The sequence below is a fragment of the Herbiconiux sp. VKM Ac-1786 genome (assembly GCF_015350805.1).
Taxonomy (GTDB): Bacteria; Actinomycetota; Actinomycetes; order Actinomycetales; family Microbacteriaceae; genus Herbiconiux.
The window spans coordinates 1,140,379-1,165,868 of the sequence record NZ_JADKSG010000002.1; the positions used below are offsets into that span (position 1 = coordinate 1,140,379).

A 25,490-nucleotide genomic window follows, 5' to 3' on the forward strand; every position below is an offset into this window, starting at 1 on the left:
TCGACCGTAGGCTGGGGGCATGCCGCTGCCCGCCCTCGTCTCACCCGGCCCCGAGCTCACCCGCGCGGAGCTGCTGCGGTACTCGCGGCAGATCTCGCTGCCGCACGTCGGCGTCGACGGCCAGCGCCGGCTGAAGGATGCGCGGGTGCTCGTGCTCGGCGCCGGCGGCCTCGGGTCGCCCGTGCTGCAGTACCTCGCCGCGGCCGGCGTCGGCACGATCGGCATCGCCGACCACGACACGGTGGAGGTGTCGAACCTGCAGCGCCAGACGATCCACCCGGATGCGCGGGTCGGCGAACGCAAGGTCGCCTCCGCCGCCGCCGCGGTGCGCGCCCAGAACCCGCTGATCGAGGTGATCGAGCACGACGCCGAGGTCACGCCCGCGACCGTGCTCGAGCTGGTCTCGGAGTACGACATCGTGGTCGACGGCACCGACAACTTCGAGGTGCAGTACGTGGTCGACGCCGCCTGCGCGCTCGTCGGCAAGCCGCTCGTCTGGGGGTCGGTGCTGCGCTTCGACGGGCAGGTGACCGTGTTCTGGGCGACCGCCGGCGAGGGCCTGGACCGCACGCTCGACGACCTCTACCCCGAGCAGCCCGACGCCGACGCCGGCGAGACCTGCTCGGTCGCCGGCGTGCTCGGCCCGGTCTGCGCGGCGATCGGCGCCGTGATGGCGACCGAGACGCTGAAGCTCCTCGGCGGCTACGGCGAGCCCCTGCTCGGCCGGCTGCTCGTGCACGACGCCCTCGACGCGTCCTGGCGCGAGGTGCCCTTCGGCAAGGCGGCGAACCGCGACACCCCGGGCGCCCGGCGCACCCGCGGAGCCGCCAACATCGGCGAGCCGTACAGCTTCACCAAGCAGGGCACCGCATCCTCGGGCCCCGCCACCGCCCTCTTCGAAAGGCAGTCCACCGTGACGTCAGAGTCCACCCCCACCCCGTCGATCACCGCTCCCGAGCTCAAGTCGCTGCTCGAGGCGCGCACGCGCGGCGAGGCCGACTTCGTGCTCGTGGACGTGCGCGAGATGTACGAGAACCAGCTCGTCGCCATCGAGGGCTCGGAGCTGGTGCCGCTCGGGCAGATCCTGAGCGATCAGGCGCGGGAGATCCTGCCGCCGCAGGAGAAGGTCATCCTGCACTGCCACCACGACGCCCGGTCGCAGCAGGCCGCGGCGCTGCTGCGGGCGAACGGGTGGGAGGACGTGACGTTCGTGCAGGGCGGCATCGACGCGTGGTCGCGCGAGGTCGACCCGTCGGCACCGCGGTACTGAGCGCGGGGGCGTCTCGCGGCGCCTGAGCGCGTTGCGCACCTTGGCGTACCCGCGTCGCCTGAGTGTGCGTCAGCCCGTCTGAGGTGAGGGCGCCGCGCTGCGCAAGCGCGGGGGTGCGTCGCCGAGGGGTCAGCCGCCGGCGAAGGGCGGGAGGACGTCGAGGGTGTCGCCGTCGGTGAGCGCCGTGCGGCGGTCGGTCGTGGCGCGCCCGTTGTGCAGGTAGGAGCAGCGGTCGAAGACCGCCGCGGCGGCCCGGGCATCCGGAGCCGTGGCCGCGAGGGCGTCGACAAGCTCGCCGATCGACGCGGGCGTGGGATCGATGCGCTCCTCCGCCTTGCCGACGGCGGCCTTGGCCGCGGCGAAGTACCTCACCTGGATGCTCACGTCAGCCTCCGATCGCGCTCATCGGGCGGTCGGGCTGCTCGAACCCGGCCGAGTTCATGTTGTGCCCCGACGGCTTCGCCCACATGGCACCACGCCACAGGTCGGCGAGCTCGCGGTCGTCGGCCCCGTCTCGGAGGGGGCCGAGCAGGTCGGTCTCGGTGTGCGAGAACAGGCAGCTGCGCACGGCGCCCTCGGCGGTGAGCCGCGTGCGCCGGCAGTCGGAGCAGAACGGCTCGCTGACCGAGGCGATGATGCCGACGAGTCCGAGCATCGGGCCGTCGGCGCCGGCGCTGCGCTCGCGCACCTGGAACAGCTCGGCCGGGGCGCCGTCGCGCGGCGCCTCGTCGGGGCTCAGCAGGTAGCGCACGCTCAACCGCTCGCGGATGCCGTCGGCCGTGATCATCGAGTCGCGGTTCCAGACGTGGTCGGCATCCAGCGGCATCTGCTCGATGAAGCGCAGCTGGTGGCCGCCGGCGAGCGCCCATTCGAGCAGCTCGACGGCCTGGTCGTCGTTGATGCCCGGCATCAGCACGGCGTTGATCTTGGTCGAGACGAGCCCGGCGGCCCCCACGGCGTCGATGCCCGCGAGCACCCGGCTGAGGAAGGGCCTGCGCGTGATCTTCGCGAAGGTCTCGGGCTCGATCGAGTCGAGCGACACGTTGATGCGGTCGAGTCCGGCTTCGGCGAGCGCCTCGGCCCGGCTCGAGAGCCCGATCGCATTGGTCGTCATCGAGATCTCGGGGCGCGGCTCGAGGGCGGCCACGGCGCGGATGATCTCGACGAGATCCTTCCGCAGCAGCGGCTCTCCCCCGGTGAAGCGCACCTGGCGCACCCCGAACTCGGTCACGGCGATGCGGGCGAAGCGGGTGATCTCGTCGATCGACATCAGCGACGGCGGCGCCAGGAACGGCAGGCCCTCGGCGGGCATGCAGTAGGTGCAGCGCAGGTTGCAGCGGTCGGTGAGCGAGATGCGCAGGTCGGTGCCGCTGCGGCCGAAGCGGTCGATCAGCCCGGCCTCGTCGGGCCGGTCGCTCGGCAGCATCACGGCGCCGCGCGGCTTGGGCGGCGCCTCGGCCAGCCCGCGCGCAGACGAATCGGCGAGCGCCGCGCCCGCACCGGACGCCGGCTTCACCACCGGGATGCCCAGACCGACGCTCATGCCTCCACCCTAAGCGCTCCGGATGCCCGCCCGGCGGTCCCTCCCGGTACCACCCGACCCGCGCCTCCCGCCCGGGTTCCCACCCCGATCGACCCCGGACGTGCCGCCGTGCGGGCGGAGACCGGGGATGAGTCGGGAACGGGGATCGTGCGGGGCGGACGGAGCATGCTCGGTATTCGGCACGAACGGCCACAGCGGTGGGTGACATCGACCACGGGCATCCTCGCGGGGGCACCGGGCGCTTCCGGCTGCGCGGTCGGGTCGCGACGGGGTGGCGGCACCATGGGGCACACTGGGCGTATGCGAACCATCGAGGAGCATCGGCGGGACATCACCGCCCTGCTGGACGGCGTCGCCGCCACCGGCGAGGCGGAGCAGCTGAGCGTCAGCGCGCCCGAGATGGCCGCCCACCCCGAGCGGTACGCGCACCGGGTCCTCGCCGAGGACGTCATCGCCGCCTCCAGCCTCCCCGCGTTCGACAACTCGCAGATGGACGGGTACGCCGTGCTGTCGAGCGACCTCGCCGCGGCGAGCACCGACGTCCCGGTCGCCCTGACCGTCGCTCCACGGATCGCCGCGGGCGACACCTTCGGCACCCATGCTCGCGGAACGGCCACGCCGATCATGACCGGGGCACCCGTGCCCGAGGGCGCCGACGCGGTCGTGCAGATCGAGCGGGCCGACCCGCCGGCGTTCTTCGACGACGACGGCGTCACCCGGGCGGTCGCGTTCAGCGCGGCGGTGCCGGCCGGTCTGTTCGTACGCGCGGCGGGCAGCGACGTGGGCGAGGGCGACGTGCTGCTGACCGCCGGAACCGTGCTCGGCCCGGCGCACTTCGGCGTCATCGCCGGCACCGGCGCCACCTCGGTGCCCGTGCGGCGGCGCGTGCGGGTGCTCCTCGTGTCGACGGGGCACGAGATCCGCGAGCCCGGCACGGCGCTCGAGCCCGGCCAGATCTTCGACGCCAACTCGTCCGCCCTCACGGCCGCCCTCCTCGCGATCGGCTGCGCCGTGACGCCGGCACCGTGCCGTTCCGACGACGCCGCCCACCTCCTCGAGCTCCTGGAGCGCGAAGCGGCGGCCGTCGATGTGATCGTGACCGTGGGCGGGGTGAGCGCTGGCGCCCGCGAGGTCGTGCGGGACGCCCTCGGTCCGCTGGGCGTCGAGTTCATGAAGGTCGCGATGCAGCCGGGCGGGCCGCAGGGGTTCGGGATCGCGTCCCTTCCGGGAACGCAGGGGCGGGCATCCGTCGACCGACCCGTGATCAGCCTGCCGGGCAACCCGGTGAGCGCCCTGGTGTCGTTCGAGGCGTTCCTGCGGCCGGCCCTGCTGGCCGCCTCCGGCGCGCGCACGACCTCGCGCGAGCTGCGGCGCGGTGCGGTGACCGAGACGTTCGACTCGCCGCCCAATCACCACCAGTTGCGACGCGGACTCGTGCGCGAGGACGGCACGCTCGAACTCGTCGGCGGCCCGTCGAGCCATCTGCTGCACTCCTACGCCGGGTCGACCGCGCTCGTGCACGTGCCCGTGGGGGTGTCGTCGGTGACCTCCGGCGACGAACTCGACTACTGGAGGATCGATGGCTGACGGCTCCGAGCTCACCCACGTCACCGCCGACGGCTCGGCCCACATGGTCGACGTGTCGGACAAGGCGATCACCAAACGCATCGCGAGCGCGCAGGCCGTGCTCCACACGCAGCCCGACGTGATCAGGATGCTCGCGGACGGCTCCCTCCCCAAGGGCGAGCCGCTCGCGGTCGCGCGGGTCGCCGGGATCATGGCGGCGAAGCAGACCTCCTCGCTCATCCCGCTGTGCCACCCGCTGCCGATCTCGGGCGTGACGGTCGACTTCGAGATCGCCGAGTCGAGCGTGCGGATCACCACCTCGGTGAAGACCACCGGGGTCACCGGCGTCGAGATGGAGGCGCTCACCGCCGCCTCGGTCGCGGCGCTGACCGTGTACGACATGATCAAGGCTGTCGACCGCGCCGCGCGGGTGACGGACATCGAGGTGCTGTCGAAATCCGGCGGCGCGAGCGGCGATTGGAGCCGGCAATGACGCACCACGAGCATCCGCACGACCACGACCACGACCACGCACCCGCAGATGGCGACGACCACGACCACGCAGGTGGGCACGAGCACGACCACGCAGCCGGGCACGACCACGACCACGTCCCCGCAGGCGGGCACGAGCACGCACCCGCGCCTGCAAGCGGACGAGACCACGACGACGCAGCCGCCGAGGCGCCCGCCCCGGCGCACGGCGAGGCGCCCGCCCCGGCGCACGGCGACGGGCACGAGGGCGACGCCGCGCACCGCAGCGCCCGCGTCGTCGTCGCCTCGAACCGCGCGGCCGCCGGCGTCTACGAGGACACCACCGGCCCCGTGATCGAGCGCTGGCTGCAGGACCGCGGCTGGACCGCCTCCGTCGACGTCGTGCCCGACGGCGAACCCGTCGGCGCGGCGCTTCGCCGGGCCGTGGGCGCCGGCGTCGACCTCGTCGTCACGACGGGCGGCACCGGCGCCTCCCCCACCGACCGCACCCCCGAGCAGACCCGCGCCGTGATCGACTTCGAGGTGCCGGGCATCGCCGAGGAGATCAGGCGGGTCGGCGCCCCGCACACGCCGAAAGCCGTTCTCTCGCGCGGGCTGGCGGGAGTCGCCGGTCACACCGTGATCGTCAACCTGCCCGGGTCGAGCGGCGGTGTGCGCGACGGCCTCGGCGTGCTCGACGGTGTGCTCGTCCATCTCATCGATCAGATCCATGGAGGCGATCATGCCCGCGTCGACTGACCCGGCCGCCTCCTCGGACGGATCTGTGGACAACCGCGTCGTCATCGCCAGGATCGCGGAGAAGACGATCACCGTCGACGAGTGCTCCGCCGCCGTCGAGGACGCGACCTCGGGAGCGGTCGTGACCTTCGCCGGGGTCGTCCGCGACCACGACGAGGGCCGCGGAGTCACCGCTCTGAGCTACACCGCCCATCCGTCGGCGGCCGAGGCGATCCGGGCGTCCGCGCGGCGCATCGCGGCGGCCCACCCCGAGACGCGGGTGGCGATCGTGCACCGCACCGGCGACCTCGTCGTGGGCGACCTCGCGCTCGCCTGCGCGGTCGCCTCGGCGCACCGGGGCGACGCCTTCGCCGCCTGCGCGGAGCTGGTCGACGACGTGAAGAAGACGGTGCCCATCTGGAAGGAACAGGCCTTCGACGACGGCACGACGGAGTGGGTGGCGTCACTCGGCTGACCGCCGCTCCCCTCCTGCACAGGCAGAGCCATTCGTTCGAGTCACCCCCAAAACGGGCCGTTTTACATCTCAGACACATTGCTGAGGTTCACTGGGTCCTGCAGCAACTTCGAACGGAGCACCACGTGGACCTCAACACCGTCGCCACCATCACCCCGGCACGCTCGCGCGACGATCTCGCCCTCCTCGGCACCGAGGTCGCGCCGCTCGCGGGCGGCTCCTGGCTCTTCTCCGAGCGGCAAGACGAACTGACCGCCCTCGTCGACCTGATGACCCTCGACTGGCCCTCGCTCTCCGTCACCGACGACGGCCTCGAGGTGGCCGCGACGTGTCGGCTGGTGGAGCTCGCCGAGCTGCCCGACGCGTGGGGGTGGGGCGCGCATCCGGTGTTCTTCCAGTGCTGCACGGCGCTGCTCGGCTCGTTCAAGGTGTGGAACGTCGCGACCGTGGGCGGCAACATCTGCGCGTCGCTGCCCGCGGGGCCGATGACCTCGCTGTTCTCCTCGCTCGACGCCGAAGCACTCATCTGGCGTGCCGACGGCTCAGACGAGCGGATGCCCGTGGCCGACTTCGTCACGGGCAACGGGCGGAACGCCCTCCGTCCCGGCGATGTGCTGCGCTCCCTGCTCGTGCCGCGGCACGCTCTCGAGGGGCGCACCGCCTATCGCAAGATCGCGCTGTCGCCGATCGGGCGGTCGGGGGCCGTGATCGTGGGGCGGCTCGACCTCGATGGCTCGTTCGTGCTGACGGTGTCGGGGGCGACGCTGCATCCCGAGCAGGTGCGCTTCCCGTCGGTGCCCGCGCGCGAGGAGCTCGCGGCGGCGGTCGGCGCGATCGAGTCGTGGTTCACCGACCCGCACGGGGCGGCGGACTGGCGGCGCGGGGTGTCGATGCTGCTGGCGGAGGAGATCCGCGAAGAGCTGAGCCTGCCTCCGGGCGAGGCCCCGCCGAGCGACTACACGACGGTGCGGCCGGCGAGCGCGACGACGGCGGAGGTGCCCGCTGGAGCGGTCGGCGGCGCTGCGACGGCCGACGGCGAGACGAGCACGAGCGACGAGACGACGAGCGGGGACGCGCGATGAGATTCATCATGAACGGCGAGCAGCACGAGGCCGAGCCGATCGCGGGGCAGTGCCTGCGCACCTTCATCCGCGACCAGGGGCACTTCGAGGTGAAGAAGGGCTGCGACTCGGGCGACTGCGGCGCCTGCTCGGTGATCGTCGACGGCACCCCGGTGCACTCCTGCGTCTACCCGGCCTACCGGGTCGAGGATCGCGTCGTCACGACCGTGGCGGGCCTCGGCGAGCCCGACGACCTGAGCACGATGCAGCAGAGCTTCGTCGACCACGCCGGGTTCCAGTGCGGGTACTGCACGGCGGGCATGGTGGTCACGGCCACCACGCTGAAGCCGGAGCAGCTCGACGACCTGCCGCGCCTGATGAAGGGCAACCTCTGCCGCTGCACGGGGTACCGGGCGGTGGAGGAGTCGATCCGCGCGGGCGTCTGCGCCGGCGCCGGTCTCGCCGACGGGGCGACGCCCGCACCCGTGGAGGGGCGGCTGATCACCACGAAGTCGGGCCGCCACGCCCGCGCGGCCGCCGCCGAGTCCATCGGTGCGAGCGCGATTCCCGCCGGTGCGGGCGCTGAGGGCGCCACCGGCACCGAGAGCGAGACGACGACCACGGGGCCGGGTACGGCGCAGGCTGAGGGGACGCTGTCGGCGACGGAGGTGTCGGAAGGGACGCTGTCGGCGACGGCGGTGTCCGAGGGGACGCTGTCGGCGACGACGGTGTCCGAGGGGGCGCTCTCTGCCGCGACGGTGTCGGAGGCGATCGAGCCGCCGGCGAGCGTGGCCACGCCGCGCACGGTGGGGACGTCGGTGGGCGCGCCCGCCGGGCGGCGGATCGTGACGGGGCGGGAGCCCTACACGCTCGACGTCGCCGTGCCCGGCGTCACGCACCTCAAGCTGCTGCAGTCGCCGCACGCCCACGCGCGCATCCTGTCGATGGACACCAGCGCCGCCGAGGCGCTCCCCGGGGTGCACGCGGTGCTGACCGCCGCCGACTCCCACGAGCGCCTCTACTCGACCGCCCGGCACCAGTACCGCACCGACGACCCCGACGACACCACGCTCTTCGACACGGTCGTGCGCTACCGCGGGCAGCGCGTCGCCGCGGTCGTCGCCGACAGCATCGCGATCGCCGAGGCCGCGTGCCGGCTGATCGAGGTGGAGTACGAGGTGCTCCCCGCCGTCTTCGACCCCGAGCAGGCCCGGCAGCCGGGGGCACCGCTCCTGCACGGCGACCTCGACCCCGTGGTGGCACGCGTGGCCGAGCCGGGGCGCAACGTCATCGCGTCGGTGCACACCGAGATCGGGTCGGTCGCCGAGGCGGTGGCCGGAGCATCCGCCCATGTCACCGGCACCTGGCAGACCCATCGCGTCTCGCACGCGGCGCTCGAGACCCACGGCTCGGTCGGCTGGATCGACGAGGACGGCCGGCTCGTGGTGCGCACCAGCTCGCAGGTGCCCTTCCTCGTGCGCGACGAGCTCGCCTACATCTTCGGGCTGGAGCAGGAGCAGGTGCGCGTGTTCACCGCGCGCGTCGGCGGCGGGTTCGGCGGCAAGCAGGAGATCCTCACCGAGGACGTCGTGTCGGCCGCCGTGCTGAAGACCGGACTGCCGGTGCAGTTCGAGTTCACGCGCAACGACGAGTTCACGATCGCGCCCTGCCGACACCCGATGCGGGTGTCGGTCGAGCTCGCAGCCGATGCCGACGGTGCGCTCACCGCCATCGCGGTCGACGTGCTGAGCGACACCGGCGCCTACGGCAACCACGGCCCCGGGGTCATGTTCCACAGCGTCGGCGAGACGGTCAGCCTCTACAACGCGCCGAACAAGAAGGTGGATGCGGAGGTCGTCTACACGAACAACATCCCCTCCGGAGCCTTCCGCGGCTACGGGCTCGGGCAGGTGTCGTTCGCGATCGAGTCGGCGATGGATGAGCTCGCCCACGAGCTGGGCCTGGATCCGTTCGAGCTGCGCCGGCGCAACGTCGTGCGGCCCGGGCAGCAGCTCGTGGCCTCGCACGTCGAGGGCGACGACCTCGTGTTCGGCAGCTACGGTCTCGACCAGTGCCTCGACCTCACCGAGCAGGCGCTCCGCCGCGGCAACGCGACTGAGGTGCCGGCCGGCTCGGCGTGGCGGCTCGGCACGGGCATGGCCTCGGCGATGATCGCGACCATGCCGCCCCGCGGGCACTTCTCGACCGTCTCGATGACGCTCGAGGCCGACGGGACGTACCTCGCCGCGGTCGGCACGGCGGAGTTCGGCAACGGCACCACCACCGTCCACACGCAGATCGCGTCGAGCGTGCTCGGCACGTCGGTCGATCGCATCCGCATCCGCCAGTCCGACACCGACGGCGTCGGCTTCGACACCGGCGCGTTCGGTTCGGCCGGAACCGTCGTGGCAGGCAAGGCCCTGCACTCGGCGGCCACCTCGCTGAAGGCGGCCGTGCTGCGCACCGCCTCCGAGATCGCCGGAGCGTGGAGCGAGGGCCACCTGGAGGCCGACGGGGTGCGGATCGGCGAGACGTTCGTGCCGCTGACCGAGATCGCCGAGCGGGCCGGCGGCAGCCTCACGGCCACCGGGCAGGAGGACGGGGCGAAGCGGTCGATCGCGTTCAACGTGCATGGGTTCCGGGTGGCGGTGAACGAGCTGACGGGCGAGGTGCGCATCCTGCAGTCGGTGCACGCGGCCGATGCCGGGTTCGTGCTGAACCCGGCTCAGCTGCGGGGGCAGATCGAGGGCGGCGTCGCTCAGGCGATCGGCTCGGCCCTGTACGAGGAGATGATCATGAAGGAGGGGTTCGTGACGACGCAGGTCTTCCGGGCATACCACCTGCCGCAGCTGGCGGACGTGCCGGTGACGGAGGTCTACTTCGCCGAGACCGACGACTCGGTCGGGCCGTTCGGCGCCAAGTCGATGAGCGAGGCGCCGTACAACCCGGTCGCCCCCGCGCTCGCCAACGCCGTGCGCGACGCGCTCGGCGTGCGCCCGCACGAGTTGCCGCTCTCGCGTGACCGCGTCTGGCGCCTCGCCACGGCGGCCGCCCGCGAGCTGGTCGGCTAGCCGTCCCGCAGCCCGCGCGCCCCACCGCTCTCCGGGGCGCCGGCGCGGGCGCGGGCGCCGGAACGGGCGTCAGGGGCGCGCGGGCTGCGGGACGGCCGGGCGGAGCGCGCGGGCGGCCGCGGCGCGGACGGCGGCGGCCGCCTGCTCAAGCGCTCGGGTGCGCAGCTGCCACTGCTGCCAGTACAGCGGCACGTCGATGTACGCCCCGGGCGCGAGCTCGACGAGTCCCGCCGGCGGGCGCTGCAGCTCGGGGATCATTCCCCAGCCGAGGCCGAGCCGCACCGCCTCGACGAAGTCCGCAGAGCCCGGCACGTAGTGGCGCGGCGGGTCGAAGGCCGCCCCGCCGGGCAGGGTGCGCAGGAAACGGTGCTGCAGCTCGTCCCGGCGGTCGAAGACCACGACCGGCGCCTCGGCGAATGCGCGGGGCGGGTCGCCGAGCCAGCGGGACACGAAGGCGGGCGTCGCGAGCGGCTGGTAGCGCATGGCGCCGAGGAGCTCGGACGAGCATCCCTGCACCGGTGTCGCCGTCGCGCTGACCGCGGCCATCACCGCTCCGTCGCGGAGCAGCTCGGCCGTGTGCGACTCGTCCTCCCGCACCAGCTCGAAGACGATCGAGTCGGCCAGCGGGGCGAGCGCGGGCAGCAGCCAGGTCGACAGGGAGTCGGCGTTCACCGCGAGCGGGAGGCGCACCGGCGCCGGGGAACGGGAGACGTCCTCCCCGTCCAGTTCGTCGGCGACGTCGGCCGTGAGCGCTTCGAGCTGGCGGGCCAGCCGGAGCACCGCCCGACCCGACTCGGTGGGGGTGACCGGGCGGGTGCGGCGCAGCAGCACTCGTCCGGTCTGGCTCTCGAGCGCCTTGATCCGCTGGCTGACGGCGGACGGGGTCACCGACAGCACCCGGGCGGCGGCGTCGAACGACCCCTCGTCGACGGCGGCCCGCAGGGCCTGCAGCTGAGCCGTGTCGAAGTCCACATAAGCGATGCTAATGCAGCCGCAGGAACATTAGCTGGACCATCACGAGAGGCCCGCTCTATCGTCGAAGCGTGACCGACCTCCTCCCCGTGCTCGCCGGCCTCGGCTTCGGCCTCTCGCTCATCGTCGCCATCGGCGCCCAGAACGCCTTCGTGCTGCGCCAGGGGCTGCTGCGGAAGCACATTCTCGCGGTGGTCGCGGTGTGCGCGCTGTCCGACGCCGTGCTGATCGCGCTCGGCATCAGCGGCCTGGGCCTCGTGTTCGAGCGACTCCCGGTGCTCATGGTCATCGCCCGGATCGCGGGGGCGGCCTTCCTGATCGTCTACGGGTTCCTCGCGGCGCGCCGGGCGCTGCGGCCGGCCGCGCTCGGAGAGGACGGCCCGCGGTCGTCCGCGGGGCTCGCCGCCACGATCACCACCGCCCTGGCCCTGACCTGGCTGAACCCGCACGTGTACCTCGACACCGTGGTGCTGCTCGGCTCCGTCGCGAACTCGCACGGCGACGCCCGCTGGCTGTTCGGGCTGGGCGCGATGGCGGGCAGCGTCATCTGGTTCACGGCGCTCGGCTTCGGCGCGCGACTGCTGCAGCCGATCTTCGCCCGGCCAGGCGCCTGGCGGGTGCTCGACGGCATCATCGCCCTCGTGATGCTCGCGATCGCGGCGTCGCTCCTCCTCGGCCTCTGACGGCCCAGCCCTACCCCAGCAGCGCCGAAACCGCCCGCGACACCCCCCGCGCCACCGACGCCGACGACACCCGCACCAGCGCCCCGTCCCGCACGACCTCCCGCCCGTTCACGACGAGCAGCGCGAGCGGCGGCTGCGACCCGAGCGTCAGCCCCGCGACCGGGTCCACGATCCCCGCGTGAGCCACCCCGTCGACCTTCCACAGCGCCAGATCCGCGAGCTTCCCCACCTCGATCGACCCGATCTCGGCGTCGCGCCCGAGCACCCGCGCGCCGCCCATCGTCGCGATCCGCAGCCCGTCCCGCCCGGTCATCGCGGTCGCCCCGCCCCGCAGGCGGTTCACGAGCACCGACATCCGGATCTCGGTGCCGAGCTCCCCCGACTCGTTCGACGCCGACCCGTCGACGCCCAGCCCCACGGGCACCCCGGCCGCGAGCAGCTGCGGGATCGGGGCGATCCCCGCCGCGAGCCGCGCGTTCGACGAAGGGCAGTGCGCGACTCCCGTGCCAGTGGCCGCGAAGCGCGCGATGGCCGGTTCGTCGAGGTGCACGCAATGCGCCATCCAGACGTCGTCGCCCAGCCAGCCGAGATCCTCGAGGTACTGCGTGGGCGTCCGCCCGAAGCGCGCCAGGCAGAACGCGTCCTCCTCCACGGTCTCGCTGCCGTGGGTGTGCAGCCGCACCGAGCCGGGCAGGCTCCGCGCGAGCACCGCGGCCTCGCGCAGCAGGTCGCTCGTCACCGAGAACGGCGAGCAGGGGGCGATCGCGATCCGCACCATCGACGAGCGCGACGGGTCGTGGAAGTCGGCCACCGCATCCGCACTCGCCTGCAGCGCGGCCGCGGTGGTCTCGACGGCGAAGTCGGGGGGCAGCCCGCCCTGCGAGGCCCCGAGGTCCATCGAGCCGCGGGTGCCGTGCAGGCGCACCCCGATCGTGCTCGCCGCGTCGACGATCGAGCCGAGGATGTCGCCGCCGCCCCGCGGGAAGACGTAGTGGTGGTCGGCCATCGTGGTGCAGCCCGAGAGCGCCCCGACGGCGAGCCCGCCGAGCGCACCGGGCCCCACGGTGTCGGCGGTGATGCGCGCCCAGGTCGGGTACAGTGCGGTCAGCCAGTCGAACAGGATGGCGTCCTGCGCGATGCCCCGCGTCAGCCACTGGTACAGGTGGTGGTGCGTGTTCACGAGCCCGGGCGTCAGCAGGTGGCCCCTCGCGTCGATGCGGGTGACGGATGCTCCCGCCGACCACGAGGCCGGCGCCGCCCCCGCCCCCACCGCCACGATGTCGGTGCCCTCGATCACCACGTGACCCGAGACGTGCTCGGTGCCGGCGGCGTCGACGGTGGCGACGTAGGCGTTCTCGATGATGGTGCGGGCGGGTTCGGTCACAGAAGACTCCGGATCTGGTCGGACGAGGACGAGGCAGCAGACACCGCGGCGGAAGCGGAATGGATGGCCCCCGACGTCTCCCGCAGCGGCACCCCGGAGGCACGGCTGCGCGCCGCGATCACCTCCGCGAGGATCGACACCGCGGTCTCCTCGGGCGACGACGCCCCCAGGTCGAGCCCGATCGGCGAGTGCAGCCGCGCCAGCGACTCCTCGCCCACGCCGTGCGAGCGCAGCGCCCCGAGCCGTCGCTCGTGCGTCGCCCGTGAGCCCATGGCGCCCACGTAGGCCACGTCGAGCCCGAGCGCGGCCTCGATCAGCGGCACGTCGAACTTGTCGTCGTGGGTCAGGATGCACAGCACCGTGCGCTCGTCGACCGCGGTCTCCGCGAGGTAGTCGGTGGGCCAGCGGTTCACGACCTCGGCCGCCGGGAAGCGCTCGGCCGTCGCGAACACCGGGCGGGCGTCGCAGACGGTGACGCGGTAGCCGAGCAGGGCGGCGGCGTTCGAGAGGGCGATCGAGAAGTCGACGGCGCCGAAGACGATCATCCGGGCCGGGGGCGCGCTGACGAGCAGCACCGTCTGCTCGAGCTCACCGTCGCAGTCGACGGTGCGGCGAGCGGAGCGGCCGCGGTGCACCGCCGCGACGAGCTCCGAGCGGATGCGCTGCCGCCGCGCATCCGGAGCCGCACCCGACGCGGTCAGCACCTCGACGGGCCCCGCGGGCGACAGCACCAGCGCGAGGCCCGCAGCCCGGCCGTCGCGCGCGAGCCGCAGCTCGTCGAGGAGAGGTGCGTCACCGTCGCCCGCTCCGAGCGGACGCACGACGACCGTGAGCCGCCCGCCGCAGGAGAGCCCGACGGCGAAGGCGTCGTCGTCGGTGAAGCCGAAGGTGCAGATCTCGGTGGCGCCCGACGCGAGCGCCGCGGTGCAGGCGTCGTAGACCGCGCCCTCGACGCAGCCGCCCGAGATGCTGCCGATCACGCGCCCGAGGTCGTCGACCGCCATCGAGGTGCCGAGCGCGCGCGGGGCGCTGCCGTCGACCTCGATCACGGTCGCGACGGCGAGGTGTCGGCCCGCGGCCAGGGCGTCGAGCAGGGCGGAGGCCAATTCCAGCATCAGGCCACCTCCTCCGAAGCCGCGGCACGGGGTGCGCGCCCCGTCATCAGCCTGACACATGACTCTGTTAGACAATGCGCATGCTGATCATCACCGACGCCACGCGCATCCTGGTCGACGCCGCGACCGAGTTCGAGGGCGACGAGGCCCGCCGCTTCGTGGTGGGCGAGACGGTGCCGACGAGCCGCGCCGAGACGAGCGCCGAGCCGAACGCCGAGACGAGCGCGTTCGAAGCGAACCGCCCCGAGTCGAGCGCCGAGCACCTCGACGCCACCGGCTGCGTCATCACCCCCGGCCTCGTGAACGCCCACCACCACCTCCTGCAGACCGCGTTCCGCACCCTCCCCGGCACCCGCGGGGTGCCCATGCACGTCTGGCTGCCCACCATGGCCGCCGCGTATGCCGCGGTCGGCATAGACCCCGAGAGTGCCGGCGTCGCCGCGCGCGCCGGGGTCGCCGAGGGCCTGCTCAGCGGCGTCACCACCATCGCCGACCACCACCTGAACTGGCCGGCCGGCGCGAGCGTCGACGACACCGTCGCGATCGCCCGCAGCACCGCCGACGCGGCCCGGGGCCTCGGTGCCCGGCTCGCCTTCGTGCGCGGATCGGCCCGCGACGACCCCGAGCAGGCCGCGGCCTCGGCCGACGCCATCGCGAGGTCCCTGCTGCCGGCGAACGCCGGCGGCCTCAGCCCGGACGGCCTCCTCCAGCTCGCCGTCGGCCCGGCCGGCGTGCACAGCGACTCCGAGGCCACCTTCCGCCTGCTCGGCGAGGTCGCGGCAGCCCACGGCCTCCGCCGCCGCACCCAGGCGAACGAGCAGGTCGACGTCGCCATCGCGCTCGAGAAGTACGGCCGCCGCCCGATCGCCCTGCTCGAGGAGTGGGGCTGGCTCGCCGACGACGTCACCGTCGCCCACCTCTGCGCCGTCACCGACGACGAGATCGCGCTGCTCGCCGAACGCGGCGTCACCGCGACCCACGCGCCCGGCTGCGACCTGCCGATGGGCTGGGGCATCGCGCCGGTCGCCGCCCTCCGCGACGCCGGAATCACCGTGGGCCTCGGCACGAGCGGCGGCGGCAGCAACGACGCGGGCCATCTGCTGGCGGATGCGCGGCTCGCGCTGCAGGTCGCCGCCCTCATCGGCCCTCCGCTCGACGCGCGCACGGTGCTCGGCATGGCGACCGAGGGCTCGGCGACCGGCCTCGGGCGCCCCGAGCTCGGGCACCTCCGCCCCGGCGCCGCCGCGGACCTCTGCGTCTGGGACGTCTCGGGCGTCGCCGACGCGGGCGTCGCCGACCCGGTCGCGGGCCTGCTCTGGACGAATCCCGGCCGCCGCCCGAAGCACGTGGTGGTGGCGGGCCGCGTCGTCGTGCGAGACTACGAGCTGGTAGGCCACGACGAGAGCGAGCTGGCGGCCGACGTGGCCGAGCTGCTGGCGGCGCGACTGCGGTGATGAAAACCGCTCTGACCGGGCATCCCTAGGTCGTCTACACATATTTCTAACTAGTGACCGCGCCCACTACACGCGAACCGAACGACCTCACAGCTCGAGCACCAGCCGGGGGCAGGCGGCGCGCGAGACGCAGATCATCATGACCTCGTTGTCCTCCTGCTCGGCCGGGGTGAGCACCGAGTCGCGGTGATCCACCTCGCCCGAGACGACCGGGGTCTCGCAGGTGCCGCAGGTGCCCTCGCGGCACGAGGAGAGCACGAGCACGCCCGCCTCCTCCACGACGTCGAGGATCGAGCGGTCGGGCGGAACTTCGAGGGTCATCCCCGAGAGCTCCAGCTCGACCTCGAACGACTCCTGGCGCACGGGCTCCGTGACCTCGCGGGCCTCGAAGCGCTCGAGGTGCAGCGCGTCGGGCGGCCAGCCGGCGTCGAGGGCGACCTGTTCGAGCTCGGTGAGCATCCGGGCCGGACCGCAGCAGTAGACGGCGACCGGGGCCGTCGGGGTCCCGCCGCTGAGGGTCGACAGCGCGAAGCGGTGGCCGAGCTCGGAGGTGTACACCGAGACCCGGTCGCCGTAGGCGGCGACGAGCTCGTCGACGAAGGGCATCCGCTCGAGCGACCGGCCCGCGTAGGCGAGCGTGAACGGGATGCCCGCGGCGTCGGCCGCCCGCAGCATCGGCAGCAGCGGGGTGATGCCGATCCCGCCCGCGACGAAGGCGTACGAGCCGCCGGGCGGCACCGCGTGCAGCCCGAAGTGGTTCAGCGGGCCCCGGACACGGAGTCGATCGCCCTCGCGAATGTGGGCGTGCAGGTGCTCGGAGCCGCCGCGGCCGTCGGGCTCGCGCAGCACGGCGACCTGGTACGAGTGACGGTCGGCGGGGTCGCCGCAGAGCGAGTACTGCCGTTCGACGCCGGGCTGCACCTCGACGTCGAGGTGGGCGCCGGGCTGCCACGGGGGCAGCTCCGATCCGTCGGCGGCACGCAGGGTCAGCAGCACGACGTCGGTCGCGACGGGCCGGGCGGAGGCCACCACGGCGTCGATCTCGGGCAGGGTCAGGGCGCTCATCCGGCCCTCCGCTCTTTCACGATGAACAGGTGGTACTCGCCCGCGACCGCCGAGCACCAGCGGTGCAGGGTGCCCCCGGCGTAGTGGATGGAGTCGCCCGGGCCGAGCTCGAAGCTGCCCTCCTCGGCGAGGTCGACGAGCACGCGGCCGCTCACGACGTGCAGGAACTCGTCCTCCTCGTGGGTGTAGAACTCCCCCACCGAGACGTTCGAGCCGCGGAACTCCATCGGCGTGAACGGCACGTCGCCGTGCACCAGGATGCGGGCCTCGCCGCCGCCGAACGGACCCTGCGGGCCCTCCATCGAGCGCACCAGCGAGACCCGCTGGGTGGCGCCGCCCGGCACGAGGTCGTCGGTCGCGGCGGCGATCAGCTCGATCTGGCTCGAGCCGAGAGCCCGGGCGATGCGCTCGAGCGACACCATCGACGGTCGCGCCTGGCCGCGCTCGAGCTGCGAGAGGAAGGGGTGCGAGAGCTCCGCGAGGCGCGCGAGCTCCACCAGCGTCAGGCCGCGGGCCTGCCGGAACGAGCGGATGCGCGCACCCAGGCGCTCGGTCTGCTCGTCGAGGGCGACGCTTCCGGTGGAGATGGCAGGTCCTCTCGACGAGTGGCGGGCGATGCGGCGGGGTGGGCGGGTGGTCACAGAGACAGTAACCACGAACCGGCGCGACAGCGAAATCGTGCGTCAACCCAATTAACATTCGGAAATGCTTGCGTTACCTGCCGGAAACGCGCCATCCGTAGCGTGGCCCCTGTTGAAGCCATCAACATTCGAGCCGGGAGGAGAGCCTTATGTCCGTGCTCCCCAGAACCCTCCGGATGCTGCGTTCCGCGACGCTGCCCGACGGCCGCCTCGTCGACGTCGAGCTCGACGGCGACACGGTCTCGGCCGTCCGTCCCGCCGGCAGCGGCGCGACGTTCGGCGCCCCGTCCGACGGCACGCTCGACCTCGACGGCTTCCTGCTGCTGCCCGCTCCCGCCGAGCCGCACGCGCACCTCGACAAGGCCCTCTCCTGGGACCTGATCGACCCGCCGATGGGCGACCTCGGTCTCGCGATCGAGTCGTGGAAGCGCTTTGCCGCCACCATGACCACGGCGTCCATCGCCGACCGGGCCCGCCGCCAGGCGCTCGCGATGCTGCAGAACGGCACCACCACGATCCGCTGCCACGTCGACCTGCTGCACGACGGGGGCTACGAGAGCGACTCGATGCGCGGCGTCCGCGCCCTCGTGCAGGTGCGCGACGAGCTCGCCGGCCTCGTCGACCTCGAGCTGGTCGCCCTCGCGGGCCCCAACGCCACCGACGCCCAGGTGCACGAGGCGCTCGACCTCGGCGTCGACCTCGTCGGCGGCGCCCCGCACCTGGCCGACGAGCCCGACACCGACCTCCGCCGCCTGCTCGCCATCGCGACCGATCGCGGTGTCGGCGTCGACATGCACACCGACGAGAGCCTCGGCGGACCGATCACGATGGGCACGCTCACCGAGGTCGTGCGCGACTGGCCCGTGAGCCGCCCCGCGACCGCCGGGCACTGCGTGCGCCTCGGCACCCTCGAGCCGGTCGAGCTCGACGTGCTGATCGAGGGCATCCTGGCCGCCGACCTCGGCATCGTGACCCTGCCGATCACGAACCTCTACCTGCAGGGCTGGCAGCATCCGGTCTCGACCCCGCGCGGACTCACCGCCGTGCGCGCCCTGCTCGACGCCGGCGTGCGGCTCGGCGCCGGCGCCGACAACGTGCGCGACCCCTTCAACCCCGTCGGCCGCAGCGATGCACTCGAGACCGCCTCCCTGCTGGTCACCGCCGGCCACCTCACCCTCGACGAGGCCTACACCGCCGTGAGCACCGGGGCGCGCGACGTCATGCGGCTGCCGCGCGCCGGCGTCGAGGTGGGCGCCAAGGCCGAGCTGCTGGCGGTGCGCGCCGTCAACCTCTCGGATGCGATCGCCAACGCCTCGGCCGACCGCTACGTCATCCATACCGGCCGCCTGGTCGCCGCGAGCTCGGTCAGCCGCAGCATCGCGCCGGTGATCACCCTGGCGGAACGATCCCCCGAACCATTCCCCGAGCCCCAGTACGAAACGAGGTGAGAAGCGCCATGACCATCGCACCCCCCGAGGTCGTCCCCGCGACCACGACCGGTCAGCTGCTGCACTTCGAGGACGTCGCCATGACGTTCCCGAACGGCACGACCGCCCTGTCCGGCGTCGACCTGACCGTCAACCGCGGTGAGTTCGTCACCGTCGTCGGCCCCTCCGGCTGCGGCAAGTCGACCCTGCTGCGCATCGCCTCGGGGCTGACCCCCGCGACCGAGGGCGTCACCCAGGTCGACACGAGCCGCATCGGCTACGTGTTCCAGGATGCGACCCTGCTGCCCTGGCGCGACGTGCAGTCGAACGTCGAGCTGCTCGCCGAGCTGAACGGCGTCCCCAAGGCGAAGCGACGGGCCACCGCGAAGGAGGCGATCGAGCTCGTCGGCCTCTCCGGATTCGAGAAGCACCTGCCGCGCACCCTCTCGGGCGGCATGAAGATGCGCACGAGCCTCGCCCGCAGCCTCACGCTCGACCCCGAGCTGTTCCTGTTCGACGAGCCGTTCGGCGCGCTCGACGAGATCACCCGGGAGCGCCTGAACGACGAGCTGATCAAGCTCTTCACCGAGCAGCAGTTCGCCGGCCTGTTCATCACGCACTCGGTCTCGGAGGCCGTGTACCTCTCGACCAAGGTCGTCGTCATGTCGGGCCGCCCCGGCAAGATCGTCGACACCTTCCCCGTCGAGTTCCCCTTCCCCCGCGACCCCGAGATCCGGTTCACCGCCGAGTTCGCCGAACTCTGCGGCAAGGTCTCCCACGCCCTCCGAGAAGGCCACCACTGATGACCACGACGCCTCCCGCCCCGCCGAAGAACCGCACGCTGATGCGGCCCGCCACGGTGAAGAAGTCCCGCTCGAAGACGATGACCTGGCTGCCGCCGATCGTGGTCTTCCTCGCCCTGATCGGCGTCTGGTACGCGATCACCTTCCTGGTGCTCGACGAGAAGCGCCGCTTCCTGATGCCTCCGCCGCACGAGGTCGTCGCCGCGTTCTTCGACCCGGCGACCTTCAGCGAGATCATGGTGGCGCTCGGCCGCACGACCGCCGTCGCGCTGATCGGCCTCGCGATCGCGATGGTGATCGGCATCGTCTGGGCGATCGCGATGAGCCAGGCGAAGTGGGTGGAGCGCTCGCTCTACCCCTACGCCGTGGTGCTGCAGTGCATCCCGATCCTCGCCCTCGTGCCGCTGATCGGCTTCTGGTTCGGCTTCGAATACCCGGCCCGCATCATCGTCTGCGTGATGATCGCCCTGTTCCCGATGGTCTCCAACACCCTGTTCGGCCTGCAGTCGGTCGACCCGGGCCAGCGCGAGCTGTTCCAGCTGCAGCGCGCCAACCGCTGGACCGTGCTGACCAAGCTCGAGTTCCCGGCCGCCCTGCCCGCGATCTTCGCCGGCATGCGCATCTCGGCCGGGCTCGCGGTGGTCGGCGCCATCGTCGGCGACTTCTTCTTCCGTCGCGGCGAGCCCGGTCTCGGCTCGCTGCTCAGCACCTACACCGCCCGCCTGCGCTCGGCCGAGCTGTTCGCGACGATCTTCGTCGCGGCCCTGCTGGGAGTGGCGATCTTCGCCCTCTTCGGCTGGATCGGCAAGCGCGCGGTCGGCCGCTGGTACGACTTCTCGGCCTAGCTCCGGATGCCCGTCCCGCCCCTTCGACCCGAACGACCCACCCTGCACCAAAGCACCGTCACATTCCGCACCACCCCCAAAGGAGATGTAATGCGCAGAACCCGATCCCGGCTCGTGCTCACGGCGGGCCTCGTGGCCGCCACGGCCGTCGCCCTCACCGCCTGTTCGAGCGGTGCCTCCAGCAGCGAGTCCACCCCCGCCTCCGACGCCGAGATCGGCTCGGTCGACCTGGCCGCCGCCGGCTGCCCGGCGAACGTCGTGCTGCAGACCGACTGGAACCCCGAGGCCGAGCACGGCCACCTGTACCAGCTGCTCGGCCCCGACCCCGTGGTCGACGCGAGCAACAAGAGCGTCAGCGGCCCCCTCTACAGCTCGGGCGAGTACACCGGCGTCAACGTCGAGATCCGCTCCGGCGGCCCGGCGATCGGCTTCCAGAGCGTGACCTCGATCATGTACCAGGACCCCGACATCATGCTCGGCTACGTCTCCACCGACGAGCAGATCCAGAACTCGGCCGACTTCCCCACCACGGGCGTCTTCGCCCCGCTGGAGAAGAGCCCCCTGATGATCATGTGGGACCCGGCGACCTACCCCGACGCGAAGAGCATCAAGGACGTCACCAGCAAGGGCGCCGTCGTGCGCTACTTCGCCGACTCGACCTACATGGAGTACCTGAAGGAGTCGGGCCAGGTTCCCGAGGCCCAGGCCGACGGCAGCTACGACGGCACCCCGGCGAACTTCGTCGCCGACCAGGGCAAGGCGGCCCAGCAGGGCTTCGCCTCGGCCGAGCCGTACATCTACGAGAACGAGGTCGCCGACTGGATGAAGCCGGTCGACTTCCAGCTGATCAACGACACCGGCTGGGACTACTACCAGTCGGTCATGGCCACCCGCACCGGTGACCTCGAGGCGAACGCCGACTGCCTGAAGGCCCTGGTGCCCGTGCTGCAGCAGGCCGAGGTCGACTACTTCGCCGACCCGGCTCCGGTGAACACGATGATCCTCGACCTGGTCGACCAGTTCGACACCGGCTGGGTCTACTCTCAGGGCGTGGCCGACTTCTCGGTCAAGCAGATGATCGACCTCGGGCTCGTCTCCAACGGCTCGAACGACGCCATCGGCGACCTGGACGAGGCCCGCATGGCCTCGTTCTTCGACAAGGCCGTGCCGATCCTCGAGAAGATCGGTGCGACGCCCGCCGACGGACTGACCGTCGACGACCTCTACACCAACGAGTACATCGACACCTCGATCGGCCTGAAGTAGCACCATGACGCATCCTCCCGTGACCACGGTCCCGTCCACCGGCACCGCCATCCCGAACCGGCTGCTCGGCAAGCGGATCGTGGTCACGGGAGGCGCGCGCGGCATCGGCGCCTCCATCGCCCGGCGGTCCGCCGCCGAGGGCGCCGAGGTCGTCGTGCTCGACCGGCTGGTCGACGAGGGCACCGCCTTCGCCGACGAGACCGGCTGCCGCTTCGCCCCCGTCGACCTCACCGACCACGCCGGCACGGCCGAGGTGCTGGGCGCGGCCATCGCCGAGCTCGGCGGCATCGACGTGCTGGTCAACAACGCCGGCATCCTCCGCTTCTCCCCCCTGCTCGACATCACGGTCGAGGAGTGGGAGGCCACCTTCGCCATCAACACCACCGCCATGCTCGTCACGACGCAGATCGCGGCCCGGGCCATGATCGCCGGCCCCGACCCCGTCGGCCCCCGCCGCGGCACGATCATCAACCTGGCCAGCATGGCGGGCAAGACGGGCGGCGCGGGCCAGGGGCACTACGCGGCCTCGAAGTCGGCCGTGATCGCCCTCACCCGGGTGACCGCCCTCGAGCTCGGGCCATCCGGGATCACCGCCAACTGCCTCTGCCCGGGCTACGTGCTCACCGAGATGGGCGCGGCCACCCGCACCGCGGACGACGTGGCGCTGTGGTCGACCTACTCCCCGCTCGGCCGGCTCGCCGACCCCGCCGACGTGGCGGGGGTCGCCACCTTCCTCGCCTCCGACGACGCCGCCTACATGACCGGGCAGGCGCTGAACGTCACCGGCGGCATGATCATGCACTGACCGGGCTCCCGGTCGTCCCCGCCTCACCGCACGCACGCACGCACCGCATCGAAGGACCACCATGACCATCTCCCCCACCACCGCACCGACCGCCGGCGACATCGCCGGCCTCGCCAGCGAGCTGACCGCCCTGCTCGGCGAACGCGGAGTCACCACCGAGCTCCGCGGGCGCGAGAAGGCGTCGGTCGACGGCGCGAAGATGTCGCCGATCCTCGCCGCCCAGCTGCCGCTCGGCCTCGCCGACCTGGTCGCCTTCCCGACGAGCGCCGAGCAGATCGCCGAGGTCGTCGCGGCCGCCGTGAGGCACGGCGTCGGCGTCACCCCGCGCGGCAAGGGCACCGGCAACTACGGCCAGGCCATCCCGCTCGAGGGCGGGCTCGTGCTCGACGTCTCGAAGGCCCGCGCCGTGGTGTCGGTCGAGGAGGGCCGCCTGACGGCCGAGGCCGGCGCCACGATGGTCGCCATCGAGCAGGCCGCGCGCGAGACCGGGCAGCAGATCCTGATGTACCCCTCCACGGCGCAGTCCTCGATCGGCGGCTTCCTCTCCGGCGGCTCGGGCGGCACCGGCTCGATCAAGCACGGCTCGAACATGAGCGGCGACTACGTGCTCGCGCTCGACGTGGTGCACGCGTCCCCCGAGGCCGCACTGGTGCACGTCGAGGGGGCGGATGCTCAGCCCTACGTGCACACCTACGGAACCGCGGGCATCATCGCCCGCGCGACCATCGCGCTCGAACCCATGCAGGAGTGGGTCGGCTTCTACGCGAGCTTCCCGACCTTCGAGCAGGCGACCTCGGTCATCCGCCAGATCGGCTGGCTCGAGCCGACCCCGCGCCTCGTCTCGGCCGACCTGCCCGAGATCGCCAACGCGCTGCCGGCCGACCCGGCCATCCCGCACGACCGCGCCTCGCTCCGCGCCATCCTCGACGTCGCCTCGCTCGACGCCGCCCGGGTGCTCGTCGAGGGCGCCGGCGGCACCGTCGAGGACGTGCGCGAGGGCCCGCAGGCCACCGTGAAGATCTCGATGCTCTCGTACAACCACCCGATCGAGTGGCTGCAGAAGTCCACCGACGAGCCCTACTTCCACGTCGAGGTCTCGGGCGCCGCGCTCGTCGAGCGGCTCGACGAGGTGCACCAGGTCTACCCCGGCGCGATGCTGCACATCGAGGCCCAGCGCGACCACCCGATCGGGATGCTCGCCGCCCCCTACATCAGCCCCGAGGCCGTCTACGCGGGCTTCGACCGCCTGCTGGCGATCGACGTCGGCTACCACTCCCCTCACCAGTGGTACGTCGACCACAAGGTCGACCGGGTGCGGGCCCTCGCCGCGCAGACCGACCCGCAGGGCCTGCTCAACCCCGGCAAGCTGCCGCCGGAGGGTGTCGTCACCGGCCCGGAGAAGCACTCGTGAGCATCCCCACCCGCCGCCTCGTCGAGCTCTCGGGCACCGCGGCCGAGGCCGCCCTCTCGGAGGACTCGGTGATCGTGCTGCCCACCGGCGCGATCGAGTTCCACGGCCCGCACCTGCCGCTGATGACGGATTACCTGATCGCCGACGCCGTCGCGAACGCCTCGGTCGACCGCGCCGCCGCCGAGGGGCTCGACGTCTGGGTGCTGCCGACTCTCGCGTACACCAAGAGCGACGAGCACCACTGGGCGCCCGGCACGATGTGGATCAGCTGGGACACGCTGATGCAGACCGTCGTCGAACTCGGCAACTCGATCGCCGCGACGCCCGCGAAGAAGCTCGTGTTCTTCAACGGGCACGGCGGCAACCTCGCCCTGCTGCAGGTGGCCTGCCGGGAGCTGCGCCGCCGCTTCGGGCTGCAGACCTTCCTGATGGGCGCGACCGTGCCGGCCGGGGCGCACGACGGGCCCGAGGAGCTGGGGCTCGGCATCCACGCCGGGCACTCGGAGACCTCGCTCGTGCTGCACCTGCGTCCCGAACTGGTCGACCTCTCGGTCGCCGAGCGGAGCGTACCGGCGCACCTCGCCGACTACGAGCACATCGGCTTCAAGAAGCGGGTCACCTTCGGCTGGCTGTCGAACGACTTCTCGACGAACGGCACGCTCGGCGACCCGACCGGGGCGACCGCCGAGTACGGCGCCGAGCTGTTCGAGGCGGCGGTGAGCGACTCGGTCGCGGCCTTCGCCGAGATCGCGCGGTTCGACGCGGCGGGGTCGTCGGGCTCTGTCGCCTCGGGGTCGTGACCGCGCTCGACCCGGTCGTCGCTCCCCCGGGAACCGCCGGCCCCGACGAGCTGCTCGCCGCCTGGCTGCCCGCCAACGACGACCCGGTCCGGCCGCTGATGACGCTCTCCACCGTCTCCGCGAGCGGGTACCCGGATGCCCGCACCGTGCTGCTCTCGGAGTACGACGCCACGGGGCTGTACTTCCACACCGACTCCCGCTCGCGCAAGGTCGCCGACGTCACCGCGAACCCGCGGGTGGCGCTGACGCTCCTCTGGCCGGGGCGGCAGCTCGTGGTGCAGGGCGACGCGTCGCCGTCCTCGGCGTCGGAGCAGGCGTGGGCCTACGAGCACCGCTCGCGCTACCTGCAGCAGCTGTCGTGGCTGAACACGGCGTCGTTCGCCGCCCTCGACGGCGCCGAACGGCTCTCGCAGTGGGCGGAGTTCGGGCACGAGCATCCGTCGCTCACCCCACCGCTCACCTGGACCGGCTTCGTGGTGCGCCCCGTGCGGCTCACCTTCTGGGAGGGCGACCCCGACACGGCGAGCCGCCGCACCGAGTACCGGCGCGACGCCGCGGGCGCCTGGACGGCGTCCCTCCTGGCCGGCTGACGCCGCTCGGCACCGCCCGCCACCGCCCGCCCGC

General features: G+C 72.7%; 24 protein-coding genes. 17 read left to right on the top strand and 7 right to left on the bottom strand.

Annotated features, from left to right (window positions below; translation table 11 throughout):
* Window positions 1-19: 19 nt before the first annotated feature.
* A complete protein-coding gene (gene moeB, locus ITJ64_RS16340; RefSeq protein WP_194681750.1) occupies window positions 20-1,270 on the top strand; it encodes a molybdopterin-synthase adenylyltransferase MoeB in 1,251 nt (416 codons plus the stop codon).
* 129 nt (window positions 1,271-1,399) lie between these two features.
* Here moeB and ITJ64_RS16345 read toward each other — a convergent pair whose 3' ends face one another.
* On the bottom strand, window positions 1,400-1,654 hold the full coding sequence (locus ITJ64_RS16345) for a MoaD/ThiS family protein (RefSeq protein ID WP_370545228.1): 255 nt from the start codon (window positions 1,652-1,654) through the stop codon (window positions 1,400-1,402).
* Between the two features lies 1 nt (window position 1,655).
* Window positions 1,656-2,813 carry a GTP 3',8-cyclase MoaA gene (gene moaA / locus ITJ64_RS16350; protein ID WP_194681751.1) on the bottom strand — a complete coding sequence of 386 codons (1,158 nt, stop codon included), beginning with the start codon at window positions 2,811-2,813 and terminating at the stop codon, window positions 1,656-1,658.
* Window positions 2,814-3,113: 300 nt separating this feature from the next.
* On the opposite strand from moaA, the gene glp reads away from it, so the two are divergent.
* The 6 genes from glp (at window position 3,114) to ITJ64_RS16380 (ending at window position 10,195) form a co-directional block, all read left to right on the top strand.
* Window positions 3,114-4,400, top strand: coding sequence for a gephyrin-like molybdotransferase Glp (gene glp, locus ITJ64_RS16355; protein ID WP_228508704.1), 1,287 nt, complete (start codon window positions 3,114-3,116; stop codon window positions 4,398-4,400).
* Window positions 4,393-4,872, top strand: coding sequence for a cyclic pyranopterin monophosphate synthase MoaC (gene moaC / locus ITJ64_RS16360; protein ID WP_194681753.1), 480 nt, complete (start codon window positions 4,393-4,395; stop codon window positions 4,870-4,872). Before glp ends, moaC begins: the two co-directional genes overlap by 8 nt.
* A complete protein-coding gene (locus tag ITJ64_RS16365; RefSeq protein WP_194681754.1) occupies window positions 4,869-5,609 on the top strand; it encodes a molybdenum cofactor biosynthesis protein B in 741 nt (246 codons plus the stop codon). The genes moaC and ITJ64_RS16365 overlap by 4 nt, the downstream gene beginning before the upstream one ends.
* Window positions 5,593-6,063 (top strand): molybdenum cofactor biosynthesis protein MoaE, encoded by a 471-nt coding sequence (locus ITJ64_RS16370; RefSeq protein ID WP_194681755.1) that lies wholly within the window; start codon window positions 5,593-5,595, stop codon window positions 6,061-6,063. Before ITJ64_RS16365 ends, ITJ64_RS16370 begins: the two co-directional genes overlap by 17 nt.
* 125 nt (window positions 6,064-6,188) lie before the next feature.
* Window positions 6,189-7,145: an FAD binding domain-containing protein gene (locus ITJ64_RS16375; protein WP_194681756.1), complete on the top strand. Its 957-nt coding sequence runs from the start codon at window positions 6,189-6,191 to the stop codon at window positions 7,143-7,145.
* Window positions 7,142-10,195: a molybdopterin cofactor-binding domain-containing protein gene (locus tag ITJ64_RS16380; protein ID WP_194681757.1), complete on the top strand. Its 3,054-nt coding sequence runs from the start codon at window positions 7,142-7,144 to the stop codon at window positions 10,193-10,195. Before ITJ64_RS16375 ends, ITJ64_RS16380 begins: the two co-directional genes overlap by 4 nt.
* A 69-nt stretch (window positions 10,196-10,264) precedes the next feature.
* Here ITJ64_RS16380 and ITJ64_RS16385 read toward each other — a convergent pair whose 3' ends face one another.
* Window positions 10,265-11,167 carry a LysR family transcriptional regulator ArgP gene (locus tag ITJ64_RS16385; RefSeq protein ID WP_194681758.1) on the bottom strand — a complete coding sequence of 301 codons (903 nt, stop codon included), beginning with the start codon at window positions 11,165-11,167 and terminating at the stop codon, window positions 10,265-10,267.
* Between the two features lie 71 nt (window positions 11,168-11,238).
* Between ITJ64_RS16385 and ITJ64_RS16390 the strand changes: the two genes are divergently transcribed.
* A complete protein-coding gene (locus ITJ64_RS16390) occupies window positions 11,239-11,850 on the top strand; it encodes a LysE/ArgO family amino acid transporter (protein WP_194681759.1) in 612 nt (203 codons plus the stop codon).
* A gap of 10 nt (window positions 11,851-11,860) precedes the next feature.
* Here the strand turns inward: ITJ64_RS16390 and ITJ64_RS16395 are convergent, their stop codons facing one another.
* Window positions 11,861-13,234, bottom strand: coding sequence for an 8-oxoguanine deaminase (locus ITJ64_RS16395; RefSeq protein WP_194681760.1), 1,374 nt, complete (start codon window positions 13,232-13,234; stop codon window positions 11,861-11,863).
* The gene (locus tag ITJ64_RS16400) at window positions 13,231-14,349 is read right to left on the bottom strand and encodes an XdhC family protein (protein WP_194681761.1); all 1,119 of its coding nucleotides are present in this window, start codon (window positions 14,347-14,349) and stop codon (window positions 13,231-13,233) included. Before ITJ64_RS16400 ends, ITJ64_RS16395 begins: the two co-directional genes overlap by 4 nt.
* Window positions 14,350-14,429: 80 nt before the next feature.
* Here ITJ64_RS16400 and ITJ64_RS16405 point away from each other — a divergent pair, with 80 nt between their 5' ends.
* Window positions 14,430-15,803 (top strand): amidohydrolase family protein, encoded by a 1,374-nt coding sequence (locus ITJ64_RS16405; protein ID WP_228508706.1) that lies wholly within the window; start codon window positions 14,430-14,432, stop codon window positions 15,801-15,803.
* An 87-nt stretch (window positions 15,804-15,890) separates the two neighbouring features.
* Here ITJ64_RS16405 and ITJ64_RS16410 read toward each other — a convergent pair whose 3' ends face one another.
* A complete protein-coding gene (locus ITJ64_RS16410) occupies window positions 15,891-16,868 on the bottom strand; it encodes a PDR/VanB family oxidoreductase (protein ID WP_194681763.1) in 978 nt (325 codons plus the stop codon).
* The gene (locus ITJ64_RS16415; protein WP_370545229.1) at window positions 16,865-17,509 is read right to left on the bottom strand and encodes a helix-turn-helix domain-containing protein; all 645 of its coding nucleotides are present in this window, start codon (window positions 17,507-17,509) and stop codon (window positions 16,865-16,867) included. Before ITJ64_RS16415 ends, ITJ64_RS16410 begins: the two co-directional genes overlap by 4 nt.
* 149 nt (window positions 17,510-17,658) lie before the next feature.
* Here ITJ64_RS16415 and ITJ64_RS16420 point away from each other — a divergent pair, with 149 nt between their 5' ends.
* From ITJ64_RS16420 to ITJ64_RS16455, 8 genes are all read left to right on the top strand, one after another.
* Window positions 17,659-18,957, top strand: coding sequence for an amidohydrolase family protein (locus tag ITJ64_RS16420; RefSeq protein ID WP_194681764.1), 1,299 nt, complete (start codon window positions 17,659-17,661; stop codon window positions 18,955-18,957).
* Window positions 18,958-18,965: 8 nt separating this feature from the next.
* The gene (locus ITJ64_RS16425; protein ID WP_194681765.1) at window positions 18,966-19,739 is read left to right on the top strand and encodes an ABC transporter ATP-binding protein; all 774 of its coding nucleotides are present in this window, start codon (window positions 18,966-18,968) and stop codon (window positions 19,737-19,739) included.
* A complete protein-coding gene (locus tag ITJ64_RS16430; RefSeq protein ID WP_194681766.1) occupies window positions 19,739-20,584 on the top strand; it encodes an ABC transporter permease in 846 nt (281 codons plus the stop codon). The genes ITJ64_RS16425 and ITJ64_RS16430 overlap by 1 nt, the downstream gene beginning before the upstream one ends.
* 90 nt (window positions 20,585-20,674) lie before the next feature.
* Window positions 20,675-21,850 (top strand): ABC transporter substrate-binding protein, encoded by a 1,176-nt coding sequence (locus ITJ64_RS16435; protein WP_194681767.1) that lies wholly within the window; start codon window positions 20,675-20,677, stop codon window positions 21,848-21,850.
* Between the two features lie 4 nt (window positions 21,851-21,854).
* Entirely contained in the window at window positions 21,855-22,655 is an 801-nt protein-coding gene (locus tag ITJ64_RS16440) for an SDR family NAD(P)-dependent oxidoreductase (RefSeq protein WP_228508708.1), read from the top strand.
* A gap of 61 nt (window positions 22,656-22,716) precedes the next feature.
* Entirely contained in the window at window positions 22,717-24,066 is a 1,350-nt protein-coding gene (locus tag ITJ64_RS16445) for an FAD-binding oxidoreductase (RefSeq protein WP_194681768.1), read from the top strand.
* Entirely contained in the window at window positions 24,063-24,866 is an 804-nt protein-coding gene (locus ITJ64_RS16450; RefSeq protein WP_370545230.1) for a creatininase family protein, read from the top strand. The genes ITJ64_RS16445 and ITJ64_RS16450 overlap by 4 nt, the downstream gene beginning before the upstream one ends.
* On the top strand, window positions 24,863-25,456 hold the full coding sequence (locus ITJ64_RS16455; RefSeq protein WP_194681769.1) for a pyridoxamine 5'-phosphate oxidase family protein: 594 nt from the start codon (window positions 24,863-24,865) through the stop codon (window positions 25,454-25,456). The genes ITJ64_RS16450 and ITJ64_RS16455 overlap by 4 nt, the downstream gene beginning before the upstream one ends.
* Window positions 25,457-25,490: the final 34 nt, after the last annotated feature.

Coding starts and splice junctions, on each gene's coding strand:
- ITJ64_RS16410 (WP_194681763.1), bottom strand. CDS start 16,868: ATGAGCGCCCTGACCCTGCCCGAGATCGACGCCGTGGTGGCCTCCGCC.
- ITJ64_RS16380 (WP_194681757.1), top strand. CDS start 7,142: ATGAGATTCATCATGAACGGCGAGCAGCACGAGGCCGAGCCGATCGCG.
- glp (WP_228508704.1), top strand. CDS start 3,114: ATGCGAACCATCGAGGAGCATCGGCGGGACATCACCGCCCTGCTGGAC.
- ITJ64_RS16370 (WP_194681755.1), top strand. CDS start 5,593: ATGCCCGCGTCGACTGACCCGGCCGCCTCCTCGGACGGATCTGTGGAC.
- ITJ64_RS16420 (WP_194681764.1), top strand. CDS start 17,659: ATGTCCGTGCTCCCCAGAACCCTCCGGATGCTGCGTTCCGCGACGCTG.
- moaC (WP_194681753.1), top strand. CDS start 4,393: ATGGCTGACGGCTCCGAGCTCACCCACGTCACCGCCGACGGCTCGGCC.
- ITJ64_RS16435 (WP_194681767.1), top strand. CDS start 20,675: ATGCGCAGAACCCGATCCCGGCTCGTGCTCACGGCGGGCCTCGTGGCC.
- ITJ64_RS16400 (WP_194681761.1), bottom strand. CDS start 14,349: ATGCTGGAATTGGCCTCCGCCCTGCTCGACGCCCTGGCCGCGGGCCGA.
- ITJ64_RS16425 (WP_194681765.1), top strand. CDS start 18,966: ATGACCATCGCACCCCCCGAGGTCGTCCCCGCGACCACGACCGGTCAG.
- ITJ64_RS16430 (WP_194681766.1), top strand. CDS start 19,739: ATGACCACGACGCCTCCCGCCCCGCCGAAGAACCGCACGCTGATGCGG.
- ITJ64_RS16405 (WP_228508706.1), top strand. CDS start 14,430: ATGCTGATCATCACCGACGCCACGCGCATCCTGGTCGACGCCGCGACC.
- ITJ64_RS16440 (WP_228508708.1), top strand. CDS start 21,855: ATGACGCATCCTCCCGTGACCACGGTCCCGTCCACCGGCACCGCCATC.
- ITJ64_RS16445 (WP_194681768.1), top strand. CDS start 22,717: ATGACCATCTCCCCCACCACCGCACCGACCGCCGGCGACATCGCCGGC.
- ITJ64_RS16365 (WP_194681754.1), top strand. CDS start 4,869: ATGACGCACCACGAGCATCCGCACGACCACGACCACGACCACGCACCC.
- moaA (WP_194681751.1), bottom strand. CDS start 2,813: ATGAGCGTCGGTCTGGGCATCCCGGTGGTGAAGCCGGCGTCCGGTGCG.
- moeB (WP_194681750.1), top strand. CDS start 20: ATGCCGCTGCCCGCCCTCGTCTCACCCGGCCCCGAGCTCACCCGCGCG.